General features: G+C 35.2%; 4 protein-coding genes. 2 read left to right on the top strand and 2 right to left on the bottom strand.

The features are described 5' to 3' along the window. Positions 1-95: 95 nt before the first annotated feature. Complete coding sequence (locus tag ACODS7_RS31670) at positions 96-1,217, bottom strand: ISL3 family transposase (RefSeq protein ID WP_488828525.1); 1,122 nt, start codon at positions 1,215-1,217, stop codon at positions 96-98. Between the two features lie 16 nt (positions 1,218-1,233). Then, the gene (locus ACODS7_RS31675) at positions 1,234-1,665 is read right to left on the bottom strand and encodes a transposase family protein (RefSeq protein WP_256428525.1); all 432 of its coding nucleotides are present in this window, start codon (positions 1,663-1,665) and stop codon (positions 1,234-1,236) included. A 39-nt stretch (positions 1,666-1,704) separates the two neighbouring features. On the opposite strand from ACODS7_RS31675, the gene ACODS7_RS31680 reads away from it, so the two are divergent. Beyond that, the gene (locus ACODS7_RS31680) at positions 1,705-1,917 is read left to right on the top strand and encodes a hypothetical protein (protein ID WP_488828527.1); all 213 of its coding nucleotides are present in this window, start codon (positions 1,705-1,707) and stop codon (positions 1,915-1,917) included. Then, the gene (locus ACODS7_RS31685) at positions 1,910-2,104 is read left to right on the top strand and encodes a hypothetical protein (protein WP_488828529.1); all 195 of its coding nucleotides are present in this window, start codon (positions 1,910-1,912) and stop codon (positions 2,102-2,104) included. Before ACODS7_RS31680 ends, ACODS7_RS31685 begins: the two co-directional genes overlap by 8 nt. The last annotated feature ends 218 nt before the right edge of the window (positions 2,105-2,322 follow it).

Below are 2,322 nucleotides of genomic sequence, written 5' to 3' on the forward strand. Positions count from 1 at the left end.
GCATATGAAACTAGTAAAATTAAAAAAGACACCAAAAGGTGGCTGAGTAGTTACGAAAAAATATTATGGGTAAAAAACTATTGACAAAGGTCACTTCATAACAGTGGTTGAATATGCAACGTAGTTGCTTGTTCAATCCAGACTTGTAATGCATCACTTCTTTTTTGTTTCAGGATGTCCCTAAAGTCATTAACCAAGTTTATGACAGATTCGATGTCTGGATGCAATTTGTAAATTTCTTTTATTTGTTCTTCAGATAATTTGATTTTTGTCTTCTTCGAATCGAACAAAAGGGCGATAACCCTTTTTCGTTTCACAAATTCAAACTCCGTATCATGTAACAATTGAGGTTCTTCAAATAACGATTTTTTCAGTTTGGAAATATAATTGCGCACAGTAGAGGCAGAGCCTTTGTAGCCTTTCTCTCGAAGAATGACACCAATCTGAACAGATGTATACCGATTAATTACGTACTGTTTTATTTCTTCTGCATAGGGATCTAACATGCTCATTTTCGTTTGCCCTAAGCTTGCATGAACTCCTGTTGTTTTTGGATTCAAATATTTGGAGATCGTACGGCGATCTAACCCAAGTTGACGTGCGATACTCCGTTTGGAGTTTCCTTGTTTGTACAGCTGCCGTACTTCACCTATCCGTTTTTCTTTCTGTAACTTTTTTTGTGTATGAGATATGTTCATTGTGCTCATCAGATATTTTTCTTGTTCGCTTAAGCTCATGGATAAAACCTTTTTCACAGTTCTAATATCCATCTGTACAGCTTTCGCTATTTGGTGAAACGTATAACCAGTATCCATTAAACCATTTACTATGTTGACTTTTTTTATAAATGGTATATTTACACGATTCGGGTCCCTAGGGGATGCTTTCTTTGAGGTTGTCACTGGGATTTTGATGTTTGTTTTTAAGATGGACTTGAAAAATTCTGCACAATACTTTGTCAGATTTTGAAGCAAGTGAAAGCGATCACTTATCTGAATAGCGTTTGGATGAGCCTCTGCAATGGAATAAGCATAGGTAATAGAACCATCTCTAGAAACGATCTCCAAATTCGGGAAAGTTTTCAGCCAATGTATTACTTCTTCTCTATCTCTAGAATGAATTAGGTCAACCACTTGATGTGTATCTATATCAATCATAATCGTGCCATATGTATGTCGCTTTTTTAAAGCAAAATCATCAATACACACTCTTTTCACATGGGTTTTATCAATTTTAATTGTTTTTTTTTAGTAGACTGCAAATGGTACTTTTCCCGACTTTTGCAATACCACGGTTCAATATTTTTTCAGCTACAAGCGAACTGACATTTTTGGCAATTTTCATAATTTCTTGTTCCAAGCGAGTGGATTTTTTTGCTTTATAGGGTAAAAATGAGAATTGTTCAGCAAATGTCTTGCGATGGCATTGTGCATGATGACAGAACATTTTGCGGTTGTTGATCACGTATACAACTTTCTTCCCTTGAATGGGCAAGTCATGAAACGTCCTTTGATAGCGAGAATGAACTTTGGTTGAGGCCGTATTGCAGAAAGGGCATATTACTGATAACCTCTCCGAGGCAATTTGAATAAATAGTGTATCTTCTACAATTTCATGTGAAAGATATCTAAGTTTTTCATCTAACATTTTCACCACATCATCCATTTTACAGCACCATCCCCTGACTTAAATAATAGGAACAGTATGGACAAATTTTTAGAATTTCAACCAACTTTGGAAAGAACCATGGAAAAGAAAGGATTAAGTCCACATAAAAGAGCATCTCGTGCAAAAGTAAAAGGAAATATAGAAGAACTAAAAAGGGCGCTCTTAGAGTTTGAAAAAATAGGGAATCTTTTTTATGCAAATGGAATAAAAAGGGTGTTGCTAAAGGAAGAGGTGAAAGTGGATGAATAAATTTATAGTAAGTATTGTATTGTCCATGGGGATGATGCTATCATTGATTACACATGACTTAACAGAAAATTCAGGATATGTTAATGCTTTGGGGAAAAATAGTAAATTAGAGCTGTCCACTAAGGAATTAAAAACATATAAGGCGGTGGATCCCCGGCGGACATTGACCCAAGAACAATATAATTAGATTAAATTTAGAAAGACTTTGCTGATTAATTCGGCAAAGTCTTTCGTGTTTTCTGAGGATGGCTGATTTACTGTTTTCAAAACAGAAAACCAGCCGGAATAAATAACCAATTAATAAAATTATAAAAGGAGAGATTTTCATGATAACAAACAGAATGGAATTGGATCGATGCGAGATGACGAAAGAAAAATTAGCTGATGTGCTGTGGAAGACTCTGG

Source organism: Bacillus sp. FG16 (assembly GCF_057809515.1).

What these genes read in the sequence shown, in the direction of transcription:
- ACODS7_RS31675 (WP_256428525.1), bottom strand. Translation starts at nt 1,665, where the DNA reads ATGGATGATGTGGTGAAAATGTTAGATGAAAAACTTAGATATCTTTCA.
- ACODS7_RS31680 (WP_488828527.1), top strand. Translation starts at nt 1,705, where the DNA reads ATGGACAAATTTTTAGAATTTCAACCAACTTTGGAAAGAACCATGGAA.
- ACODS7_RS31685 (WP_488828529.1), top strand. Translation starts at nt 1,910, where the DNA reads ATGAATAAATTTATAGTAAGTATTGTATTGTCCATGGGGATGATGCTA.